Genomic DNA, 17983 nt, shown 5'->3' with positions numbered 1-17983 from the left:
TATGACATTATATCCAAAATTGATTGAAGAGGCGCTTGCTACGGTGATTTATCCAGGCACCAAGAAGAACCTCATAGAGAGCGAGATGCTGGCAGATACGCCTAGCATCAATGGTATGAAGGTGAAGGTGGTTCTTCTCTTTCCTCGTGATACGGATCCTTTCCTCAAGAGTACGGTGAAGGCGGCTGAGGCTGCCATCCATTATCATATTTCGAAAGATGTAGAGGTGGAAATCGTTACTGAGTTCAAGTCGGCTCCTCGTCCTGAGGTGGGAAAGATGCTGCCACAGGTGAAGAACGTCATCGCTGTAAGCTCTGGTAAGGGGGGAGTAGGCAAGAGCACCGTTTCTGCCAATCTCGCTATTGCCCTGGCTAAGTTGGGCTATAAGGTAGGCTTGCTCGATACGGATATCTTCGGTCCTTCCATGCCTAAGATGTTCGGTGTGGAGGAGGAGCGTCCTTATTCTGTTCACAAGGACGGCAGAGACCTCATCGAACCTGTCGAGAAATATGGCGTGAAGCTCCTGAGTATCGGTTTCTTCGTAAGTCCTACTACTGCTACTCTGTGGCGCGGCGGAATGGCTTGTTCTGCCCTCAAGCAGCTGATTGCTGATGCTGACTGGGGTGAGTTGGATTACTTTATCCTCGATACGCCTCCTGGCACAAGCGATATTCATATTACGCTGCTCCAGACGCTTTCCATTACGGGTGCAGTTATCGTAAGTACGCCTCAGCAGGTGGCGCTTGCCGATGCGAGAAAGGGTATTGACATGTATCAGAATGATAAGGTGAATGTGCCTATCCTCGGACTTATAGAGAACATGGCTTACTTTACGCCTGCCGAGCTGCCTGAGAACAAGTATTATATCTTTGGTAAGGAGGGTTGCAAGAATCTCGCCAAGGAAATGAATGTGCCTCTGCTCGCCCAGATTCCTATCGTTCAGAGCATCTGCGAGGGAGGTGATGATGGTGCGCCTGCTGCTACCAAGGTTGATTCCATTACCGGTCAGGCATTCCTCAGCCTTGCTCAAAGCGTTGTAACGGTGGTGAACCGCAGAAATGCCGAGAAGGCTCCAACCAAGATTGTTAGTACACACTAAGTAGTAAATATCCTATTTGATAAGGGTATAAAATAAAAAGCTAGGATTGCCCTCAAGCAGTCCTAGCTTTTTTTTATCAGAGGAGTTAACAGGTTAACAGTTAACAGCTGTTTTTTGCATGGTCACCCCCGAAATTATTCATTGTACATTATCCATTCTCCACGATTTCTTCCACCTCATCCTCTTCTTCTGCTACTTCGGCAGTAAGGTTTGCCTTGAGTCTGGCTGAGCGCAGTTGCTGCCTGAAAACCAGGCAGGTAGCGAGGAAATAGACACCCGTTTGTATCCAGAGTGCTCTGAATTCCGGCAGAATATCTGAAAGCGAAGCACCCATACTGCTGATTCTGAGGAACCCGCGGATGCCGAAAGTGGATGGGAAAACCCACGCAAATCCTTGCCAAAAGCCCGGAATATTGCTCAATGGCCATGATACTCCCGTCATAAAAAGCAACGGAACGGAGGTGAATACCACCAGAAGCATCACATTTTCACGATATCTTACCAGACACGACAGCATCAGACCGAAGAAAACGCACGAAAGAATGTAAGGAAGGAGGAAACCGAGAATAGTTGTCCACGTTACCATACTTACAAAACTGAATAGCTTGGGAACTACCAGCGTAAGATACATTCCCATCACGGCATAAACCATGAAATAAACCAATGCCTTGCCGAAAACAATGCGGAAAATACCGCCATAATGCTCGCTTACCGGTATGAGTTCTCGGTTTCTGTTGAGTTCTCTTGATGTTCCCGCTGCCATTCCTATGCCCAGCAGCATCGTCTGCTGCAGGATAAGAACCAGCACAGCTGGCAGAATGGCATTTCCGTAACCTCCTGTCGTGTTGAATATCGGAACCTCATCAAAGGCGAGCGGCTCGGTGGTAATCTCATCGTCTCTATCCGTAAATCCTCCAGCCTGTGTTATCTGGATGCCCGAGTTGAGGTGGCTGGCTACGGCCTGCGAGGTCTGATAAATCGCCTTATAGGTCAGCATCAGACTCATATCGCAGTAAACTCCCACATGCGCCTGTTCGCCTCGGTTCAGCTTCGTATCGAAGTCGGCAGGGAAGTAAAGGATTCCGTGAACTGCCTGCCTGCGCACCAGTTCCTTCGCCTCGTCCAGACTGTTGCAGTAATAGGTAGCCTTGGCATCTGGTGAAGCATCATAATCGCGGATAAACTCGCGAGAACTGTGACTGTGGCTCAGGTCCACAATCGCCGTATCCACTTCTCTCACCACCTCGTTGTTGTAAATCCACGAGTAGAGTAGCGGATACCCCAGCGGCACCAGAATGCAGAAGATGAGCACACCCTCATCGCGGAAAACATTGCGCATTTCCGTCTTCCAGATGTAGCACATATCCCAGATGCCATTGATAATCTTATATAATAAACTACTTTTCTTCATTATGGTAGGTATTTATATACTAGCATTGCCTTCTTGATGTTCCAGACAGTGAGCATCGGCAGGGCACAGAACAGCACCATTGCACCCCAGTGGAGCACAGCATCGCCCATAGGGAAACCATTGAAGATGTTCATCTGGTAAATCATGTAATAGTGGCGCATCGGGAAAAGCTGGCCGATAGACTGGATTGGAGAATCCATCGAGAAGAGCGGATAGGTGGCTCCGCAGATGGAGAAACTCACCACGCCCCACAACGAACAGATACTCATCGACATGCGCAATGAAGGCATCAGTCCGAAGGCAAAGATGCCGAAACACTGGCAGGAGAATACGCTCAGAATGCCTAACAGGATGATAGGCAGCGCGCCGCCCGGATGAGGAAACTGTAATACATAATAGATGTAGAATTCGAACAGCAGGAAGATGCTCAGGAAGATGAGCGTCTGTGGCAGCATCTTACCCGCAATGGCGAGATAAGGATTGTTGCCTGCCATCCGCATCCAGTCTCTTGCCCGGTTGAACTTCAGTTCCGTACCTATAGAATAAGGTGTAATCAGGAAGATGAACAGCATGATGAGTCCCGGCACCATTACGCTCGAAAGATAATAGTTGTAGTTGGCGTATGGGTTACCTATCATGTGCAGATCTACGGCGATAGGCTGCAGGAAGGTCATGATTTCATCGTTCGTCTTTCCCAGCGCCGAAAGTTTCGCCATTCCTGCCGCCGCACCTCCCAGGGTAGAGATGGTTTTCAGATCGCGGAAGAGCAGGGAGCCGGCTGCCAGCGATACGCTGCTGTAATAGAATGAAATCTTAGGCTGCTTCTGGGCCATCAGGCCTGCCTCCGTTCCGTCAGGAATCAGCAGGAAGGCGTAGATTTCGTTCTTCTGGATAGCATGTCTTGCCTCTGCCATGTTCTCATAATGGGCCACTACCTTGGTGGTCTGGAAGGCATCGAGCTTATGCACCAGCTGGCGCGATGTGGCGGAGTTGTCCTGATCTACTATGCCCACAGGCATGTCGGTAGGCACTCCTCCCTTCATCAGCGTGGTGAAGAAAATTACCACCACGATGGGGAAGATGACCATGCAGAAGAGATAAATGGGATTCTTCCACATGATGCCGCATTCTCTGAGGGCTATATGATATAATTTCTTAAACATAGAACTTTAAAGGTTGAACTTTGAACATCATGAAAAATAATTTTTTTTGTTTGAAAACAATTGAATTCTTCACTCTTCACTCTTCGTTCTTCACTTAATTATCAAAGACATTCCCGGGCGCAATCCCTCAATCTTTGTGATAGGACGGGCCTTCACCTCGAATGTCTTGCGGTCGTAGTCGCCATTATCCTTGGTTGCCTTCCAGGTAGCGTAAGAGCCCTGGTCTTTCAGGTAGTAAACCTTCATCTTGATGTCCTTGTTGAAGGCTGGAACGTAAGCGGTGAACTCATCGCCCTTGTTCAGACCCTTGAGATGATCTTCGCGAACATTGAAGGTTCCCCACATATCGCTCATGATAGAGATGCTCATGATAGGAGAGCCGAGGCCTACCAGCTCGCCTACCTTAGGATAGACATTGCTAACCTCGCCCTCGCACTGGGCAATCTGAACGGTCTCTTTCAGAAGATTCTTCACTACATCTACAGCGCTCTTCGAAGCCTGGGTGTTGCTGGCAGCCATGCGCTTCTCCTGTTCGCGGGCTCCATTCTTCGCCATATCGTACTGACTTCTGGCTGCAGCCACCTGAGCCTCTGTAGCCTTGTAGGCTGCGTAAGCCTCATCTCGTTTCTGACCGCTGATTACGCCCTCGTTGAAGAGGTTCTGCATGCGGTCGTAGGTCTTCTTGGCGATGGTTGCGGCAGCTTCAGCCTGCTGAACCAACTGGTAAGCACCCTGAATCTGCTCCTTGCGTGCACCGGCATCCGTCAGGTCCTTCATCGCCTCGGTTGCAGCGTTGGTAGCCTGGAGCATCTGTTCCTGCGATTTCATTTCCGGCACTTCGAGGATGGCGAGCGTATCGCCCACATGAACGTAATCACCTTCCTGAACGCGGAGCTCTACTATGCGTCCCGGCAGTTTGCAGGATACTCTGTATTCTGATACTTCTACCTCGCCCTGAATGGTGTCATCCTTCTGTTCCAGGGTGAAGAAACCGATGACGCCTACGAGAATGACTACTGCTGTAAAACCGATTACAGCGAGCAATATGTTGTTATGCTGTGATTTCTTAGGCATTTGCTTAATCTGAATTTAAATTTGTTATTATTATTACTGCAGGATACCGAGCGCCTTGTTCAGTCCAACCTGAGTCAGCTTCACGTCGATTTCTGCATCAATCTTCTGGCTCTGTGCTTTCTGCCAGGCAGTCTGTGCAGCCATTACGTCGGTAACCTCCATCACGCCTTCCTTGAAACCGAGGTTGGCGCATCTCAGGTTCTCATCTGCACTGGCGATGTTCTTCATTGCCATGTTGAGCTTCTTCTGGGCTTCCTTTACCTTAAACTGGCTTTGGGTAATCTGCAGGTGAATCTTCTCTCTCGTATCATCCAGGTTCATCTGGGCGATATTGCTGGCAGCCTTGGCGGCTCTCACCTTGTAGGCGCCGTCGAACCAGTTCCATACCGGAATATGAACCATCACGCCTACGTTCCAGACTCCGGTAAACTTCTTCTGGAAACCATTGAATACGTTTGGGTTCGAAATCATGTAGCCACCTGTCAGCATGACGTGAGGCAGATTGATGGCGCGAACCATATTGGTAGCTTCTTTAGAGATGTCGAGCGCATTCTGCAGCATGCGGAGTTCCGGACGGGTGTTCATCGCCGAATCCTGAGCTGCCACTCTCTGCTGCTCGGTGTCAACAGGAGTTCCTGATAAAGCCAGGGTTTCCTTATCTTCATCGGCAAGTGTGATTGCCTGGTTCATCGGAATGCCGCAGAGCTGACAGAGCAGCATCTTCGACAGGGCGAGTCCGTCTTCAGCCTGAGTAATCTGCATCTCAGCCTCGTTCACCTTTACGTCTACCTTCAGACCGTCTGCCTTGGTGGCAACACCCTGCTGAATCATCTTATGAACATCCTCGTTCAGTTTCTTTACGAGGTCGCGGTAGCTGATGGCGAGTTTCTGCTTCTGCTTCAGCGAAACGGCGAGCCAGTAAGCCTGGTCTATGCTGTAGAGCGTGCTCTGGGTCTGCTGGTCGAGATCATTCTCTGCAATCTGCTCTCCGATGTCGGCAATCTTGTTGGCTGCAATGATGGCTCCACCCATATAGATAGGTTGGCGAACCATCACGCTTCCTGCCCAGATATTGCGGGTGTCGGTGCGGAAAGCATCTACCAGTTTCTCTCCCAGCGCATTGCCTTGCTGCTGCAGGGGTCCCAGTTTCTCATTCAGCAGTCCGCCTATCTGCTGCGCTATCTCCGGGGTAATCATTCCCTGACTTACAAGTTGGCTCATCAGATTGCTGGCTCCTCCCGATATTCCTCCGGTAACGGTAGAGCCGATATTGCTGAATGTTGATTTCTGACCGTCGTTCAGCAGCGAAATCTCCCTGCTGAACCATTCGTAACCGCCTAAAGCATCTACTTTAGGAAGATATTTGGTACGTGCCGATTTCTTCATGTTGTACGCCACGTCTTTCTTGAGCTTCGAGGCATTGAGCTGCTTGTTGTTGCGCAGCGCCATGGCACGGCAACTGTCAAGGCTCAGCGTTTGTGCCTGAGCCCCGGCAGGAATCAATGCTCCCATCAGCATGATAAGAGTTATATATTTTTTCATCCTTTGTTTATAATATTATATAATATTGGATGCAAATTTATGGAATTATTCTTAAATGACAAAGAAATTTTGTTTATCAAATCTTTAAGAATCAAAAAATATATTGCATTGTAGAAAAATAGAACATACCTTCTGGTTTTCCGTAATCCCTTAATCGTCTGTTTCTTAGAAATTCACCCGTTCTGTCTCGCCCCAGGTAGGGTCTACGGTAATGCCTATTCCACCACCCGTACTGTCGTCTCCGCCACCGAATCCGTCAGCAATGGAAATCTCGGTATAGGCTGTTTTGTTCTGATGGATTTTCAAATCGGCTTTTTCAAAACTCTTTACCACCTTTGCATCGGCATCCAGAAAGCTGATACTCATCTTGATGTTCTTCTCTTCTTCATGTGGGAAGGTGTAGACGGTAAAATCTCTGCCGCCATCTTTCATACTGAAATTCTCGGTCTGACGGCTGTTCACACAGCCGAATCCGGTGGTTGCATCCAGGGTGCTGCTGCCGCCGGTATAATAGAACTTGATGCTCCTGATTTCTTCGGGAATGGTTTCGTCGGTAATATGTAACTTGAAGGCGCCAACTGCTCGCCTCAGGTTGATGTCGGAGGTGGCTCCGTCTGCCGTTACGCTCAACCTGCCGTAATAATAGAAGGTGTCGGTAAGCTTGTTGCTCGCAAACTTTACTTTCTCGGGTGCGCTGATAGAGCAGTTTCCCTTTCCGTTATGGGCAATCACCACCAGTCGGTATTCTCCTTCGTCAAGACTTACATAGGCTGTTCCGAAGCCATTGTCTGTTGAAAGCTGGTTCACCGTCTCCAGTTTCTCCTCTCCGTCAAAGATGGCAAGTGTCAGTCTGGAGCACACATCGCCCAGCGCCATCTGCTTGTCGGCAGCTTTGGTTGTCATCAGACTTGTGCCTTCTATTTTCTGCACATGGATAGTTACATTGGCGTTTGCCTCACGTGATTTTCCGGTTGTTTCGTCAATCGAAAACTTCTCACATGAAGTAAGCGTCGCTACAAGCATCAGCAACAGGGATGCCAGTAACCGATAGGGCTTCTTACTCATAATAGTTCTTATTTACTAGTTGCTCTATGCGTTATCTCGGAGTTTCCTTGGGCATAAAGATGTGGCAAATATACGTTTTTTCTCTTTTCGATGCAAGTAAAATCTAATAAATCTTTATATTTTTTGTCATTTATCTGTTTTTTCGTATTTTTGCATCGGTTTTTCTGTACTTACAGAGCCGATTTTGCATTATATATATAATAAGGTATAGAAGATATTGGTATGGATAAGAAGATAAAAGCATTGTTTTTCGATATTGACGGCACCCTGGTGAGTTTCAAGACCCACAAGATTCCGCAGAGCACGGTAGATGCCTTGGAGCAGGCTAAGAAGAATGGGGTAGAGGTGTATATTTCTACCGGTCGTCCGCAACTCATCATCAACAACCTCGGTCAGATAGAACATCTCATCGACGGTTACATCACCACCAATGGAGCCCGCTGTTTTGTTGGCGATAAGGTGGTGAGCCAGCACGCCATCCTTCCTGAAGATGTAAAGAAGATTATCGAGGCAGCCGACCGTGATGATTATCCGGCAATCGTCGTAGGAGAGCATCATCTCGCTATCCATCATTATACTGACGAGGTTTATGAAGTCTTTGCCAAGGGACTGGGGGTGGATTGTGAAATCTTCCTGACCGATGTGAATGAACTGGGAGATGAGCAGGTTCTGCAGGTTACTCCTTTCTGTTCGGTAGAGCAGGAGGCGCTCCTGATGCCTACGCTTAGCAACTGCACCTCGGGCAGATGGCATCCTGCCTTTACGGATATTACGGCAGCCGACGCGGATAAGGGCAAGGGCTTGCATGCAATGGCTGATTATCTGGGTTTGAACATAGATGAAACCATGGCTTTCGGCGATGGCGGCAATGATATTTCCATTATCCGGGAGGCTGGTGTTGGTGTTGCGATGGGCAATGCGGGAGAAAATCTCAAGCAGGTAGCCGATTACATTACGACTCATGTGGATGAAGATGGTGTTAAGAATGCGCTCCTCCATTTTGGCGTGATTTAAATTCCCGGCGTTATTGACTCTTTTTTTCATAACTTCCTATATATAATAAGGTGTAATCCTGATGAAGCCTTTTTGATAGGCGAGTTTCATTTTAATAAAATAATAAGGGCAAACATGTTATTTATTGTGATAAATGGCGTGTTTGCCTTTCTGTTTTTAAAACTTCCCTTTTGTACCCGGTTTCTTCTCGTTATTTACTTTTTGGGGGAATAAATACTAAAACTGCTTACGAAAAGTAATAAAATATGCGAAAAATATACATAAAGTACCATAAAGTTGGTATTTTATATCAAATTGTTTGCTAAAAATTTGTTTAATTAGCAAAAAGTATGTATCTTTGTACCCGATATTTGTAAGTTGTTTAATTTTTAAGAGAGAGAATTATGGTAAAAAGACTGACCATGCTCATGGGGGGGCTAGTTCTTTCAACAGGAATGGCTCTCGCTCAAACTACTGTTACAGGTAAGGTTATTTCTCAGGAAGATGGTGAGCCAGTGATTGGCGCATCTGTTAGAATTGTAGGAACTAAGACTGGAACAGCGACTGATGTCGATGGTAATTTTACGCTTCCTAATGCCAGCAAGGATGCTGTCTTGGAAATCAGTTACCTCGGCATGCAGACAAAAACTATGAAAGCATCTGCTAAGATGAAGATCATTTTGGCTTCTGATGCAAGAAATCTTGACGAGGTAGTTGTTACTGCCTTGGGTATGAAACGTTCAGAGAAAACTTTGGGTTATGCTGCCAGTACAGCCAACGCTTCTGAGTTGACTGTGGCTAAGTCTGGTTCCCTGATGAGTGGTCTTCAGGGTAAGATGGCTGGTGTGCAGATTTCTGGTGGTGGTGTTACAGGTACCTCTCAGAAAGTCGTAATTCGTGGTATTTCTTCTGTTTCTAGCAACAACCCATTGTATATTGTTGATGGTGTGCCTATCAACAATGACCGTTTGGGTGATAACTCTGTTGACTTTGGTAGTGGTGCAGGCGACATCAACCCAGAGGATATTGAATCGGTAACTGTATTGAAGGGTGCTTCTGCTACTGCTCTTTATGGTTCCCGTGCAGCCAATGGTGTTATTATGATTACTACAAAGAAGCCACAGGGTGATAAGAAGGCTTCTATCACTTACGATGGTTCTTTGACATTTACTGATGTGCTTCGTGTGCCAATGACTCAGAATCTCTTTGGTCAAGGTTGGGGTTCCTGGTCTAATGAGGAGAACGGTTCTTGGGGACCTCGTCTCGATGGTCGTGAGCACTGGTATGGTTCTACCGGTCTTTCTAATGGCGAGACTTTAACCAAGCCTTTTTCTTATGTTAAGAACAATATCCGTGACTTCTATCAGGTAGGTAAGGAATGGAATAACAACGTATCTCTCCGCTATGGTGATGAGAAAGTAGGTATTGTTGCATCTTACGGTAATGTAAGTTCTAATGGTATTACTCCTAATGATGGTGATACATATCATCGTAATACCTTCTCACTCCGTGGTTACGCCAATATCGACAGATTCCATCTGGACATGTCCCTGAACTATGTTCGCAAGGATATGCGCCGTTCTCGTGATATGTATATGGAGTTGCTTCAGGGGGCTTCTGATGTTCGTTTCACAGATATGAAGGATTACAACCTTGAGCGTAACAATGTAGATAACTACTATACATTGTATGCTACCAACCCATATTATATGGTAGATAACTACTATTCTACTTACCAGGACGACCGTATTTATGGTAAGCTGGAGTTGTCATACGATATTACCAAGGATATCAAGGTAATTGGCCGTTTCGGTGGTGATTATACCAATTATAAGACCGAGCGCATCGAACCACGTATTCTTTATACCGAGGGTTCTTATCAGGCAAATGGTAATGGTACAACTGTAGGTAACCAGGGTTACTATTCTAAGTATCGTTCTCAGCGTGGACAGATTGACGCAAGCCTCTTGCTGACCGGTAATCATACTTTCGGTGATTTCTCGGTAGGTGCAACCTTAGGTTGGAACTTGAACCAGAGAAACTATGATACTGTAGGTGGTTATAATGAGCAGTTGGAAATTCCTGGATGGAATTCCTTGGATAATACAATTTCCAATTCTCTTACTGATGCAACTTCATGGAAAAGAAGATTGATTGGACTTTTGGGACAGGTAGAACTTGGTTATAAGGATTGGGCCTTCTTGAACCTTTCTGCCCGTAACGACTGGTCTTCTACACTTCCTGTTGGTAATAACAGTTTCTTCTATGGCGGTGCCAATGTATCTGTACTTCTGAACCAGGCTATTCCTGCATTGAAGAATATCAAGCAGATCGACTTGTTGAAGGTTCGTGCAGCTATAGGTCAGACTGGTAATGATGCTGATGTATATATGACTAATTCATATTATCGTCCATTCCAGTCTTATTATACATATTTGCCAATTTCTGGTGTGTTAGGTCTGACAGAATATAACCGTTTGCCAAATACAAACTTGAAACCAGAGATTACAACTGAGTATGAACTTGGCTTGAGCGGTACATTCTTCGGTAACCGTTTGAGTTTCGATGTTGCTTACTATGATCGTATAACCAAGAATCAGATTATCTCAGCTACTTTGGCGCCTGAGACAGGTTATACTACGAACACCCGTAATGTGGGTAAGCTTCAGAACAAGGGTGTCGAGGCAATGATCAATGTTACCCCTATCCGTACCAAGGACTGGGAGTGGAGCGTAGGTGCTACATTCTCAAAAAACTGGAGCAAGGTGAAGGAACTTTGGGATGGTCTTGATGAATATACCATTCCTGTAGGTACTACAATTACTAGTTTGTATTCTTCTATGCGTGGTGTATCTTACGTATTGAAGGTTGGTGAGCCTATCGGTATCTTCAAGTTGCCAGCAACAGAGAAGGTGACAGATAAGAATAGTCAGTATTATGGCTATAAGGTGGTAGACAACAATGGTTTCTTAAAGTCAAGTTCTACGGAATATGATTATCTCGGTTCTTCTCAGCCTGATTTCGTAATGGGCTTCACCACACACTTAAAGTGGAAAAACTTGACCCTTGCAGCTACTGGAGACTGGCATAAGGGTGGATTGATGTATTCTGAGACATCTTATATCACTCACTTCAATGGTAACTCTACAGAGACAGTATTCAATGAGCGTGATGCGTTTATCTATCCTCATTCTGTAAAGGTTGTTGGTGGACAGTATGTTGAGAATAATATCCCTGTTCGTTCAGATCAGATGAATTATGCTCAGGGTAACTATAGTTACAACCCAGAGGTGCGTCGTGATTTCGTTGTAAGCCGTTCTTACTTCAAACTTCGTGAGTTGGCTTTGACATACGATTTCCCTAAGACAATTACAAGCGCATTGAAGATGCAGAAGTTGTCTTTGAGCCTTGTTGGTCACAACTTGTTGCTCATTACTCCTAAGCATCAGAATTATATCGATCCTGAGTCTTCTAACTTTGGTAATGATATCAGCTCTGAGTTTGGTGAGACAATGGGTTCTGTATCAACTCGCAACTATGGTATTAACTTGAAGGTTGTATTTTAATTAAAGGAGATTTCTTATATGAAAAGATATAAATTTTTAAGCGCAGCATTGCTGGGAGCCCTCTTGACAATGGGTACTGTTACTTCTTGTAGCGATTCCGGTTATTTGGATATCAACTACAATCCTGATTACCCAATAACAGCTACTTATAAGCAGCTGTTCCCTTCTGCAGAGGCTTCAACAGTTGCAGTTTTAGGACTTTACGGACAATTAACTGGAAATTTCTGGTGTCAGTATGCCACACAGGGTAATAGTACAAACCAGTATAATACATTGGCTAACTATGCGGTAACGACAAGCAGTTCTTATCCTCCAGTTAAGCCTTTGTGGGATAATACTTATGCCAATGCTTTGAAGGATTTGAAGTTGTCTGTAGCTTCAGCAGAAGGTGCAAAGGTATGGAATTATTGGATGGTTTCCAAAATATTGATGGCCTATAACTATCTGGTGTTGACCGATTCTTATGGAGACATTCCGTTTAGTGAGTCTTTGGATATTGATAACAATCCAAATCCTATATTTGAGGATAGTAAGACTGTTGTGTATCCTGGTATTATTAACATGCTTGATGAGGCTATTGCTAAATATAATGATGCATTAGAGTCAGAGAAGTCTTATCCTATAGGTGGTACTTTAGACTGTTTCTTGGGTGGAAGTATGGCTAAATGGGTCAGCTTTGCCAAGAGCTTGAAACTGAAAATGTATCTGAAGGATTTCGATGCTCATAAAGAGGATATTAAAAACTTGTTGGCTGAGGGCGGCTTGCTGGAAGAGGATTGTGCTTGGACAGCATGGGTTGATGCTACAAACAAGGCTAACCCATTATATGAATTTAATATTCGTCAGTTGAATACCACTGAGAATATGCGTGCTTGTCATACTTTTGTTGAGTATCTTCTCGCAAAGAAAGATCCACGCATAGTTTATCTTTATAATCAGACTGCTGCATCTAAAAAAGCGCATCCAGACTATAATACACCAGAGTTGTTGATAGCACATATGGATGAGTGCTATGAGGGGCTTCCTTGTGGAACAAAGCCTAGTACTCAGTCTGTAATTACTATCTCTCAGTCTTCACGTGTTAAGCAGGCTTATGATGATCCTGTATACTTGATGAATGAGGCTGAATGTGAATTGATGATTGCTGAGGCTTATGCTCGTTTAGGTAATACAGATAAAGCAGAGGAGTATTATAATAAAGGTGTTCTTGCTGGTTTTAGCCGTTGGGGACTTGATGGCTCAAGTTTTGTAAATGGTGTATATGCATTTGATAAAACAGATATGCTCAAGAGTATAGCACGTCAATATTGGCTCACTTATGCTGGCGCTAATTCTTATGATGGCTGGATTACTCGTAATCGTTTAGGATATCCTGAAGTTCAGGGTGCTGTTACTGTACGAGTTAGTAACAAGCCAATGGAGCGTACTTTGTCTGATGGTTATCAACTAGGTAACTTGGTAGATCCAGGTGCTTCAAACTTGGCGACAGGTGCTTATCCTATGCGCTTAATTTATCCTACTTCGACTTCTTTGTATAATACCGCTGCTATGAAGTATATCAAGGAGAATGGTAACGACATCACCAAAAAGTTGTGGTGGGAAAAGTAAATTCTAGTTTTTATAAAATAGACTGAAATATGAAAAAAATATTCTTTTTATTAGCTCTTGTTGTTATGATGTTCTCGGCTTGTTCCGAAGGTACGGATTTCGACATAGATTATACACCGATAGCTCCAATAGGAGGTCAGTATGCTTTGAATATTGAGAAAGGTTACGATCCTAGTAAGACTGATGCGGAATATTGGGACTCTAACCCTTCCGATGTTGAAGAGATATGCAAGGTTTCCGATGGAGTTTTTGGTTTCTTGAGTAATACAACAGATTACGATAAGGATAAAGCTTGGATTCGCATTGGTAATTATAGCACAGCTACTGATTGGGCAATAAATGCCAAGGTGTCTATCAATATGAGTGATTATATTTTTAGTGGTACAGATGTGGATAATTTTATTGGAAACTCTGCAACTTCTAAAGGTAAGATTACTGTGTCGGGTAAGTGTGGACATAATACTTACAAGACTGCGACTGGTACTATTACCGATGAAATTACTATTGTTTATTCTCGTGCAGATCAGCCTGGTTATCATTATAGGGCTAAAGGCTTTAAGTATTCAGGTTGGGATGAGGATTTAGAATAAATAAGTAGAATAAAGATATAAGGCAAAGTGATTTGCCTCGTTGTTGACCAAGTCAACACTTATATCTCTCTCGTCTAGGGGACTGGCGGTGGCTAGTCCCCTTTTTATGTTTATAAGATAGAGATTTCTTGGTTAATGAGGGTGTGTCATAAGTCTGGATAATAGTTGGTGTATAACAGTTGGCTACCGCATGCACAACAGGTGTTGTGCATGCGCATATCAGCTGTTATGCAAGCGCACAACAGCTGTTGTGCGACCGAAGATACTGACTGTCTCAACAACATATCCTATCTCTTCCAACAACTTATTCTGTCTCTTCCAACAACTTATCCTATCTCTTTCAGCAACATATCCTATCTCTTTCAACTAATAGAAGAGGGTGAATCATAAACTTATGACACACCATTTTATTTGTAGATGAAGTAGCTGCCTCCATCACTCTGGCAATATTTCTTCAGAAGCTGGATAATGTATTCGGCATTCTCGCGAACGTGCTGTTCGTCTCCGTCATATCCGTTGATGAGAACCACTAGATGAGTGGTGTCAATACTCATTTTGGTTCGCTCGTTGTCGCTGGTCGGGGTTCCTACACCACCTGTCTTGTCTCTGTAAACAGGCAGACCTTCTATATTAATCATGCCTCTGCCGATACCCTCGTATGGTTCGCCGTCTTTGCCTACGCCCAGGGTCAGGGTGTCGCCTTCAAACTTGTCTGCATCAAATCCGCCGATGCTGTAGCCGTAGGCGATGCTCGCCAGATTCACCAGATCTACCAGCGTAGCTCTCTGGTAGAGTTCCTTGCCCTTCAGCATTCTGCGGATAAGGGCTTCTGATGCAGGACGATAGCGAGATGGATCCTTGCCGCAGGCACGGTACACCTTTCGGGTGGCGGCAATTCCGCTCATCTCTTTCAGGGATTCCGTGGTCAGCGTCTGTCTGTATTTCTCACCGAGGGTATTGATTTCATCCCAAAGTTCCTGACAATAAGGGGTGTTTACCACATTGGCTTCCACGCATGCTCCCACAAAGGTGGGACATACCGATTCGATTTCTTCTGATACAATAATTTTCATGATGAATTTCCGTTTTCTGTTAAACCTTACTGATTGGTAGGGCAAAAGTACGAAGAAATATTGGAATAGCCAAAAGTTCAGTCTATTTATATATATATAATAAGGTGTGAAAAAGACTTAAATGTTTATAACTGTTAAATGTTTGACTAAAATGAAACTTTTTTGCGAAAAGATTTGGTGGAATGAAAAATAGTTAGTACTTTTGCACTCGCTTTTGAGAAATACACTTTCTCTTAGCGATTAAAGAAAGAGTTCTTTGAAAGATTTTACATAAACAGACAAGTAGTACAAGAAGCGGTTAACTTCTTAGAAATAAGAAAGTTGACTGGGTAAAAGAAACGAACCGTCAAGCAATTGACAAGTCAGGTTTACTAAGCTTCAATAAACGAAAAGGATATTCGTCCTAAGTACAGACAACAAACACTTCGCTATACTTTCGGGTTTAGCAAAGTAAAAATGATATTTTACAATGGAGAGTTTGATCCTGGCTCAGGATGAACGCTGGCTACAGGCTTAACACATGCAAGTCGAGGGGAAACGATATTGGAAGCTTGCTTCCGATAGGCGTCGACCGGCGCACGGGTGAGTAACGCGTATCCAACCTGCCCATCACTTGGGGATAACCTTGCGAAAGTAAGACTAATACCCAATGACGTCTCTGGAAGACATCTGAAGGAGATTAAAGATTCATCGGTGATGGATGGGGATGCGTCTGATTAGCTTGTTGGCGGGGTAACGGCCCACCAAGGCAACGATCAGTAGGGGTTCTGAGAGGAAGGTCCCCCACATTGGAACTGAGACACGGTCCAAACTCCTACGGGAGGCAGCAGTGAGGAATATTGGTCAATGGGCGAGAGCCTGAACCAGCCAAGTAGCGTGCAGGAAGACGGCCCTATGGGTTGTAAACTGCTTTTATAAGGGAATAAAGTGGGAGTCGTGACTCCTTTTGCATGTACCTTATGAATAAGGACCGGCTAATTCCGTGCCAGCAGCCGCGGTAATACGGAAGGTCCGGGCGTTATCCGGATTTATTGGGTTTAAAGGGAGCGTAGGCCGGAGATTAAGCGTGTTGTGAAATGTAGACGCTCAACGTCTGCACTGCAGCGCGAACTGGTTTCCTTGAGTACGCACAAAGTGGGCGGAATTCGTGGTGTAGCGGTGAAATGCTTAGATATCACGAAGAACTCCGATTGCGAAGGCAGCTCACTGGAGCGCAACTGACGCTGAAGCTCGAAAGTGCGGGTATCGAACAGGATTAGATACCCTGGTAGTCCGCACGGTAAACGATGGATGCCCGCTGTTGGTCTGAACAGGTCAGCGGCCAAGCGAAAGCATTAAGCATCCCACCTGGGGAGTACGCCGGCAACGGTGAAACTCAAAGGAATTGACGGGGGCCCGCACAAGCGGAGGAACATGTGGTTTAATTCGATGATACGCGAGGAACCTTACCCGGGCTTGAATTGCAGAGGAAGGATTTGGAGACAATGACGCCCTTCGGGGTCTCTGTGAAGGTGCTGCATGGTTGTCGTCAGCTCGTGCCGTGAGGTGTCGGCTTAAGTGCCATAACGAGCGCAACCCCTCTCCTTAGTTGCCATCAGTTGAAGCTGGGCACTCTGGGGACACTGCCACCGTAAGGTGTGAGGAAGGTGGGGATGACGTCAAATCAGCACGGCCCTTACGTCCGGGGCTACACACGTGTTACAATGGCAGGTACAGAGAGATGGTCCCTTGCAAAATGGATCAAATCCTTAAAGCCTGTCTCAGTTCGGACTGGGGTCTGCAACCCGACCCCACGAAGCTGGATTCGCTAGTAATCGCGCATCAGCCATGGCGCGGTGAATACGTTCCCGGGCCTTGTACACACCGCCCGTCAAGCCATGAAAGCCGGGGGCGCCTAAAGTCCGTGACCGTAAGGAGCGGCCTAGGGCGAAACTGGTAATTGGGGCTAAGTCGTAACAAGGTAGCCGTACCGGAAGGTGCGGCTGGAACACCTCCTTTCTGGAGAGACGAATTTCCTATGAAGATTTAGGAACTGGATTTAAAAGTTCGCTTCTCTTCTTGTACGCACCATCTGTTTCATAAAATACAGGAGACTGGGATTCCTTATACATTATATAATATGTAGGGATGGCTCAAGCAAAATGGTTCAACTCCACAATCTCCACCATGCCTTTAAGGCAAGAAGATCTTTGACATATTGACACAAGCAAAACTGTAAGTAATGAACTTTAGTTCAGACTAAAGTAAATCAAATCGCAAGATGAGATTTCACTTTGTTAGAATACAGCTGAAAGTATGAGCTACTTATTCGTTATTCGGAAACGAGTAACAAGAATACAGTCGTAAAGAAAGTAAGAAAGGGCGTATGGCGGATGCCTAGGCTCACGGAGGCGATGAAGGACGTGATAAGCTGCGATAAGCTTCGGGTAGGTGCAAATAACCCTTGATCCGGAGATTTCCGAATGGGACAACCTAGCCGTCTGAAGGACGGTTACTAGCTTACCTAAGTGTTAGAGCTAACGCAGGGAACTGAAACATCTTAGTACCTGCAGGAAGAGAAAATAAATGAATGATTCCCCCAGTAGTGGCGAGCGAACGGGGAACAGCCCAAACCGTTGACGTCGCAAGGCGCCAGCGGGGTTGTAGGACCGCGACATTGTACTGCAAATGGTGAGCGGAAGTACTCTGGAAAAGTGACATCACAGAAGGTGATAATCCAGTACACGAAGCCAGATGCAGCATAGCGGTATCCTGAGTAACGCGGGACACGAGGAATCCTGCGCGAATCTGCCGGGACCA

Annotated in this window: 11 protein-coding genes and 2 rRNA genes (1 of these 13 only partly in view); 7 read left to right on the top strand and 6 right to left on the bottom strand. The window is 45.5% G+C overall.

Annotated features, from left to right (window positions below; translation table 11 throughout):
* Position 1: 1 nt before the first annotated feature.
* Positions 2 to 1099 (top strand): Mrp/NBP35 family ATP-binding protein, encoded by a 1098-nt coding sequence (locus tag RCO84_RS10815; protein ID WP_317585082.1) that lies wholly within the window; start codon positions 2 to 4, stop codon positions 1097 to 1099.
* A gap of 148 nt (positions 1100 to 1247) precedes the next feature.
* Here the strand turns inward: RCO84_RS10815 and RCO84_RS10810 are convergent, their stop codons facing one another.
* The 5 genes from RCO84_RS10810 to RCO84_RS10790 form a co-directional block, all read right to left on the bottom strand.
* On the bottom strand, positions 1248 to 2510 hold the full coding sequence (locus RCO84_RS10810; protein ID WP_144153395.1) for an ABC transporter permease: 1263 nt from the start codon (positions 2508 to 2510) through the stop codon (positions 1248 to 1250).
* Entirely contained in the window at positions 2510 to 3673 is a 1164-nt protein-coding gene (locus RCO84_RS10805; protein ID WP_317585081.1) for an ABC transporter permease, read from the bottom strand. Before RCO84_RS10805 ends, RCO84_RS10810 begins: the two co-directional genes overlap by 1 nt.
* Before the next feature lie 90 nt (positions 3674 to 3763).
* Positions 3764 to 4747 (bottom strand): HlyD family secretion protein, encoded by a 984-nt coding sequence (locus RCO84_RS10800; protein ID WP_317585080.1) that lies wholly within the window; start codon positions 4745 to 4747, stop codon positions 3764 to 3766.
* A 33-nt stretch (positions 4748 to 4780) separates the two neighbouring features.
* Positions 4781 to 6289 carry a TolC family protein gene (locus tag RCO84_RS10795; RefSeq protein WP_317585079.1) on the bottom strand — a complete coding sequence of 503 codons (1509 nt, stop codon included), beginning with the start codon at positions 6287 to 6289 and terminating at the stop codon, positions 4781 to 4783.
* 165 nt (positions 6290 to 6454) lie between these two features.
* Positions 6455 to 7354 carry a FimB/Mfa2 family fimbrial subunit gene (locus RCO84_RS10790; RefSeq protein WP_287839222.1) on the bottom strand — a complete coding sequence of 300 codons (900 nt, stop codon included), beginning with the start codon at positions 7352 to 7354 and terminating at the stop codon, positions 6455 to 6457.
* 222 nt (positions 7355 to 7576) lie between these two features.
* Here RCO84_RS10790 and RCO84_RS10785 point away from each other — a divergent pair, with 222 nt between their 5' ends.
* The 4 genes from RCO84_RS10785 (at position 7577) to RCO84_RS10770 (ending at position 14111) form a co-directional block, all read left to right on the top strand.
* On the top strand, positions 7577 to 8368 hold the full coding sequence (locus RCO84_RS10785; RefSeq protein WP_317585078.1) for a Cof-type HAD-IIB family hydrolase: 792 nt from the start codon (positions 7577 to 7579) through the stop codon (positions 8366 to 8368).
* Positions 8369 to 8751: 383 nt separating this feature from the next.
* Complete coding sequence (locus RCO84_RS10780) at positions 8752 to 11913, top strand: SusC/RagA family TonB-linked outer membrane protein (protein WP_287853880.1); 3162 nt, start codon at positions 8752 to 8754, stop codon at positions 11911 to 11913.
* Between the two features lie 18 nt (positions 11914 to 11931).
* Positions 11932 to 13521 carry a SusD/RagB family nutrient-binding outer membrane lipoprotein gene (locus RCO84_RS10775; protein WP_317585077.1) on the top strand — a complete coding sequence of 530 codons (1590 nt, stop codon included), beginning with the start codon at positions 11932 to 11934 and terminating at the stop codon, positions 13519 to 13521.
* 29 nt (positions 13522 to 13550) lie between these two features.
* Positions 13551 to 14111 carry a lipid-binding protein gene (locus tag RCO84_RS10770; RefSeq protein WP_317585076.1) on the top strand — a complete coding sequence of 187 codons (561 nt, stop codon included), beginning with the start codon at positions 13551 to 13553 and terminating at the stop codon, positions 14109 to 14111.
* A 407-nt stretch (positions 14112 to 14518) separates the two neighbouring features.
* Here the strand turns inward: RCO84_RS10770 and RCO84_RS10765 are convergent, their stop codons facing one another.
* Positions 14519 to 15184 carry a B3/B4 domain-containing protein gene (locus RCO84_RS10765; protein WP_317585075.1) on the bottom strand — a complete coding sequence of 222 codons (666 nt, stop codon included), beginning with the start codon at positions 15182 to 15184 and terminating at the stop codon, positions 14519 to 14521.
* Positions 15185 to 15650: 466 nt separating this feature from the next.
* Here RCO84_RS10765 and RCO84_RS10760 point away from each other — a divergent pair.
* Both RCO84_RS10760 and RCO84_RS10755 read left to right on the top strand, forming a co-directional pair.
* Positions 15651 to 17182, top strand: a 16S ribosomal RNA gene (locus tag RCO84_RS10760).
* 347 nt (positions 17183 to 17529) lie between these two features.
* Positions 17530 to 17983, top strand: a 23S ribosomal RNA gene (locus RCO84_RS10755); it runs 2449 nt beyond the window's last position.
* Together the 16S and 23S rRNA genes form the textbook arrangement of a ribosomal RNA operon.

The sequence above is a fragment of the Segatella copri genome (genome assembly GCF_949820605.1).
Classification (GTDB): domain Bacteria; phylum Bacteroidota; class Bacteroidia; order Bacteroidales; family Bacteroidaceae; genus Prevotella.
This window is presented reverse-complemented; position numbering and strand designations above follow the sequence as displayed.